At 47.0% G+C, this 6,011-nt stretch carries 5 protein-coding genes; all 5 read right to left on the reverse strand.

Annotation, left to right across the window (positions count from 1 at the left end; genetic code table 11):
- Nucleotides 1-407 (reverse strand): transposase (locus QMC96_13005; GenBank protein ID MDI6877674.1); only part of this gene is annotated, 407 nt, incomplete at its 3' end.
- A gap of 85 nt (nt 408-492) precedes the next feature.
- Nucleotides 493-912: a transposase gene (locus tag QMC96_13010; protein MDI6877675.1), complete on the reverse strand. Its 420-nt coding sequence runs from the start codon at nt 910-912 to the stop codon at nt 493-495.
- A 1,284-nt stretch (nt 913-2,196) separates the two neighbouring features.
- The gene (locus QMC96_13015; GenBank protein ID MDI6877676.1) at nt 2,197-3,402 is read right to left on the reverse strand and encodes a glycosyltransferase; all 1,206 of its coding nucleotides are present in this window, start codon (nt 3,400-3,402) and stop codon (nt 2,197-2,199) included.
- Between the two features lie 45 nt (nt 3,403-3,447).
- Complete coding sequence (locus tag QMC96_13020) at nt 3,448-4,458, reverse strand: glycosyltransferase (protein ID MDI6877677.1); 1,011 nt, start codon at nt 4,456-4,458, stop codon at nt 3,448-3,450.
- 138 nt (nt 4,459-4,596) lie between these two features.
- Nucleotides 4,597-5,790, reverse strand: coding sequence for a transposase (locus QMC96_13025; GenBank protein MDI6877678.1), 1,194 nt, complete (start codon nt 5,788-5,790; stop codon nt 4,597-4,599).
- Nucleotides 5,791-6,011 lie beyond the last annotated feature (221 nt).

Below are 6,011 nucleotides of genomic sequence, written 5' to 3' on the forward strand. Positions count from 1 at the left end.
TTATTGGCGAGATCCCGATGAAACAGAACCGGTCTTCCTCGCTTCGGAGATTTCCCATTTCTCGGATTTACCGGGATACTGCTCCGCATTCTCCGTTTCCGGGTATTGGATCGGATCTCTTGCGAGTCGAAGGCTGCGTCGGCGGTGATGACCGATGGTTTTGCATCTATCCCGGGAATCTCGAATGCGGCCCCGGTTGGTTCATAGAGCTGAGAATCATGGACATTCGCCGGAGCGACTGAACAGGCCAAAGGGAGACCGTTCTGATCGACCAGGGCGCTGAGCTCATTCCCGTTTACCTTTTTGTAGCCATCGTAGCCGATAACTCTCCCTTTGTATGAAAATCCATGAGGGGAGTTGGTGGCCTTTACTTCCTCACCCCCTCCCGGCACGGCTCTGCTTCTCATGTGTTTATACCACATACCCAGCATTCGGCAACACCGCTACCGCCTCTTCGATAGACAGCGCCGGCACCGCGGACCGTGCTGGGAGTTACACCGATTTCTTCAGACCGGGTTCAACGTATCGTTTCCGGTTCATCAGCAGATGCCACAGAATGCAGAGGATCTTCCGGGCAAGGGCGAAAACGGCCTTATTCCCACCCCTGCGATAGGTGATGCGCCGGAAGAAGCGGGAGAACACCGTATCCTTTGCTCTACTTGCTGCCTGTGCAGCCTGCACCAGAATCCACCGGAGATGCTTTGACCCGCGTTTCGTGATCCGTCCGGTGACCAGTGTGTCAGCAGACTGATACACCGACGGTGCCATGCCTGCCCAGGAGACGAGACGATCTGCCGAGGCAAAATCCCGAACATCTCCCACTTCGGCAAGAATGGTCTTTGCAGCGATGCTGCTGATGCCCGGGATCGAGATACAGATCGCGATATGCTCGGCGTGGTCGTCATCGAGCAATGCAACGATGCAAGGATGAGGGATTCGTGATAAGCGATCGTATCCTCGATCTCATCGAATAGTGTCAACTGAGTCTTCAGGAGATGCAGCTGCAGGGGAGAGAGGGAGGTCTCCTGCAGCACTTCCCGGATCGAATCGACACGACGGCGGATCCGGGGAGAGGGGAGAGTCGAGAGGGGGATTTCCAGATCTTTCTTTTCTGCAATCCCCTGGAGCAGATAATACCCGTATTTCCCGAAGAGATCATTGAGCACGGGTTTCAGCCGGATCCCGGCACTGTCCAGGATCTTGTGGATCCGGTTCTTGATGGTCGTCCGGGTCTGCACCAGAACCTCACGGTTTCGCATAAGATCCCGGAACTCTCGGTCTCTCCGAGGAAAGATACGTGAAGGCTTGATCAAGCCGTTGAGTGCGAATTCGGCGATCCATTGGGAATCTTTCAGATCGGTCTTTCGTCCGGGAATACTCTTGATCTGATAGGCATTGGCAACAATAACCCGAATATCCGACTCAAGGATCCGGTAGAGCTTGTACCAATAGATGCCGGAGGATTCGAAGGCGATGAGGTCGCATCCCTCTGTCAGGACAAGGTCTTTTAAGGCGAGAATCCCTCAGAAGTATGGCGGAAGCGATGGTGGGAGCACTCTCCAGATCGTGACAGGATGCAGACTTGGAGGAACTCCTTGTGGACATCAATTCCGCACACTTTCGTTCGTTCATTCATAACTCCTCAAAGTTGGGGTAGATCCAGAATTCTTCAGGAGCAATTTTGTATCCGCATTCTCCGATGCATGTATGCTTCCGAGACGGTGGACTGGCTAGTTTTCGCACGGGATCGGATCCCAGAAAGGGGTCAGCCTTCTCTACCCCTTGAAAAATTGCCATCCGAATATTTTAATCCTGTATGCTTGCTGCCCAGAAGGCATCATGAGGGTTTTTCACGAAAATTGGCTTGGTATCGGTGATGCAGTGGACGAGATCGAGCTTCTGCAGATCTAAGCCGGCCTGCAGCAGGACCAGGAAGATCGCCGGATACTCTCCCCGTTTACAGAGTTCGAGGTGGTACAGGTGTACCGTCGGTTTGGTGCCGTACTGCTCGGGAACATCATCCCATGCATACCCCGTGGTCAGGACGTAGAGGATGCCGTTAATGAGGGATCGGGGATCCCGCCGGGGCCGATCGATGTGCGGTTTCTGGCGGGGCAGGAGGTTCCGAAGAATTTCCCAGAGATCGTCGTCGATTTCCCGAAATGCAATGCCCAGGGCTTAGGGTTCGAAAGGGCCTTATAATTTTGGGATGTCTCCATTATCTGCAATTAAACCAAAGAAATGCTTTTTAATTTTTTCTAAGTCAAAATCAATTCTTGCCCGTTCTAAGGCGTTGTTTTGGAATTTATTTCTAATACTATCATCCTCCAGCAAAGTAACAATACCATCAGCAAGAGATTTTGGATTTTCCTCGTCTACAACCAGTCCACAGTTATAAGTGCGGAAATACCATGACACGAATGAATCCTTCGGAGCATGAACAAGAATCGGAGTGCCAGATGCAAGATATTCGCCCATTTTTCCTGGTGCGGACGTATTAATAACCTCTTTTCCGTAAGAGGAATTCATTGAGAGGGGTAAAAATAATATATCAGCCTCTGCTTGAATTTGGGGAATCAAATGATCCGATATGGGTGGGTTTATGGCCACATGCGGGCCTTTAATCCCTTCTTTTTGTAGATGGGACATTCTTTGTACCGTATATATTTGCAAAGTGATATCTTCTCTTTTAAGAAGCCTAATTGCTTCGATTAAATTTCTGAAAGCGGCATAGTGCGCTTCGTAAATATGGCCGGTATAAAGAATCATTTTGCCGTTGCTCAAAGCACTCTTCGAAAAGCCTGATCGGGCATATCGAGATAAATCGCATGGATTATGCAGTACGATGTCATTCACCTTGAATTTTTTATAGAAATTAGCCAAAAATTCGTTTGGAAAAATTACACCAGCTGCAGCCTCAAGAATTTGTTGCTCATATCTTTGTGCAAAGATCTTTAATTGAGGTTGTATCCATTGATTTGAATAATGGTCAAACATATACACAAAATATGGGACTTTCAATTCTGTACAGCTTAAATGAACTGCTGGGAGATTGAATAGGTCTGCTGTACAAACAACTACCCGCTCGGAGCTTTCTTTTTTAATTATACTCTTTATCTGCTTTTTTCTCAAGGCTAAAAAGGTTGATAGAACTAAAGAAGATGCACCAACCCTGCCGCTTGCGCTGATGATACATCTTATCATTTGCTGTTCTGGTTGAAGAAAATGATATTTCGCGGGTAAATATTCAGTTATTCTGGGGGTATACCTGTAATGGTAATAATCACGTTGAGTAATTAATGAGTATTTTTCAGCAGGGTAATCTTTTAAAAGATTATACAGTACGATAGCTTGACCCGAAGCTGAAGGGGGCAAAGCGGAAGATATCAGGGTGAACTTCATCGAATTCCTCATTGGTTGTCTTGCAGACATAATGTGCTCTTAATATTATATCTCTTTTACAATGTTGAGCAACGCATTCTCCCTGCAACCCGGCGGATAATTCTGCATTATTTTTTCTCTTGCTTTTTTTCCATTCTCTGAAGTAATTGCAAGTAGAATCGCCTCTTCTGGTGAATATTGGGGTATCTCGTAGCCAACTCCTGATATCAGTTCGGGCATATTCCCGGCTGTCCTGCAGACAGGAACACATTCACATAACATAGATTCAGCAATCGAGCATCCGAAGGATTCTGAATAAGAGAATTGGCAATATACTTTAGTTTTCTGATATAATTTGATTAATTCATCCTGAGAAATTGGAGGTAGTATCGCTACATTTGGAGATGCTTTATTCCTATAGTATCGAATAATCTTTTCTCCCAATCCAACAATCGTGAATTGGATATCAGGGAGACGGCTAGCAGTCTCAATATAAGTGTCAATGCCTTTCAATCTAGCATAGTTAATATTGTTAGCTAAAGCTACTGTGAGAACTTCTCGGTTCTTATCCCCATTTGGTACAAACCGATCAGGATTAAATTCGAGTGGAAGGATAGAGACTTTACCGTTAATGTTAGGAAAGTAGTTTCGAATGCATTGTGTCATGTATTTACTCTGAACAATCACTCTATTTGAATGATTGAGTACGAATTCAACGATTCTTCTTTTTCTTGATTCTGAATTGGCAAATCCATATGTTAATTCAGGAATGCAATCTATCTCATGACCATATATAACAACAATAATTTTTTTCATGAATATTTTAGATAAAATTAAGGCACCTAATGAATGAATATCTGCACCCCACACGAATACGATATCAGCCCATTTCAATCCTTGAAGGAGATTAATCATGGTTTTGCGAAGATAAAGAGGCCTGCCTCCAGCTCCCAAATTTCTTATCGTTACATCAATCGATCGCACTTCATAGTGTTTTTTTAGGTACTCCAGATCATTTCTAATGAATGTATTCTCAAAAGTTTCTGTTTTAAGTTGGACAAAGAGAATTCTCACCATAGCCAACCTTTTGTATATAGATAATGTTACAAATATTACAAAAACCTGATGATATGGCTTTGTAGAAATGGACACTAAGATATGAGCCCATACTCTTCATTCTCCTCATTCAGTTAGAAAATATATAGCCCCCCAATTTCACCATTCAGCCAACTGCTGTAACTGCACCTTTGACTGAAATCCGAGCGATATCACGAGTCCGGTTAAAAGGACATTCAAGCACACCGCCTTTGTTACCGATCTCGTTGTATATCGATGGATTCTCTTCAGCGAGAAGGCATTCTTCGCCGCTTTGAAGACGTCCTCGATCCGAGATCGGATCTCCTGAAACTGCGACTGTTCCTGTAGGTGCCGGAGGAGTCTTGTGGCAAGGGTACGGTACCGCTGGATCAGTTCCCTCGTATCCGATCGCCCGAAGATATTGAGGGGATAGATAAGCTTCCCGAGCAATTTCTTTGCTGAGAAGTTCTTCTTGGCGAATATGAGCGGAACGACGCTGAATCGGAAAATCCCCTGCACATAGTTCCGGCAGGAGTAGTATCCCTTGTCGAAGACGACCCTATCCAGGATCCGGATCCCCCTCCGGCGCTTCAGTTCATCCATGATCTCCTCGAACAGCGGAGCATCGTGGGGAGATCCCGGATGCAGAAGGATGCCGACCGCACGGAGAGTCGGGTACTCGATGGCCATTGTGAGCTTGTATCCAATGTAGTGGCCATGGGTCGGGGAGTATCCCCACCGGTACTCCCGGTTTTCCAGGTGTTCTCGGGAGAAGGTCCGCCGAAACCAGTTCAGGTCCAGGGTGATGGCGGTACTATCGATGAGGATCGTGGCCGGTCCCCGCCGCTTCCGGCGGGCACAGCAGGTGTTCAGGAGTGCGATGACGAGAGCGAGGAACTGTTGTTCATCGAACCGACTGAGGAACCGGTAGAGCGCATCGAAGGTGGGGACCTCTGGTATCCCGGTGAACCGCCGCAACTTCTTCCGGGTGTTCAGTTCTCGTACAACGTAGGCAGTATCCACGGAGAAGAAAAGGGAGACCAGGAGGATCCGGATGGCTGTGGCAGCCAAGGGAACCGGGGTGATTCCCTGCTTTGCGAGCTCCTGTCGTGATCTTCGGCTCGATAGAAGGGAAAACACCTGATCTAACAGGAACCATTTTGGGTCTGTGCGGTCAACAATAAGCGGGGAGTACATGGAATCACCAATCCTGTATTCCCCTTCGAGTACGATCAATGTAACGGTTTTAATCTCAATGTTTTTAACTTTCGTGATGATATTGCATGTACTTTTATTCGGGAACGGATAGATGCCCCCCGTTCTCTGATTCATCGATTTATCAACATTGAATTCTACTCGTTTCTTGGGAGGGGGTTAAAGATCGAGGTCATCCCAAAACTCTCCAGATCATGCGGGCACAGGCTAGGTGTATGAGCCCCAGGAATGAATGGTCACAGCGTTCGTAACGGGGAACCAGCTTCTTGAAGGCCTCAATCCAGCTGAAGAACCGTTCGATGGCACTCCGTTTATTGGCGAGATCCCGATGAAACAGA

Source organism: Methanomicrobiales archaeon (assembly GCA_030019205.1).
In the GTDB taxonomy this organism is placed as follows: Archaea; Halobacteriota; Methanomicrobia; order Methanomicrobiales; family JACTUA01; genus JASEFH01.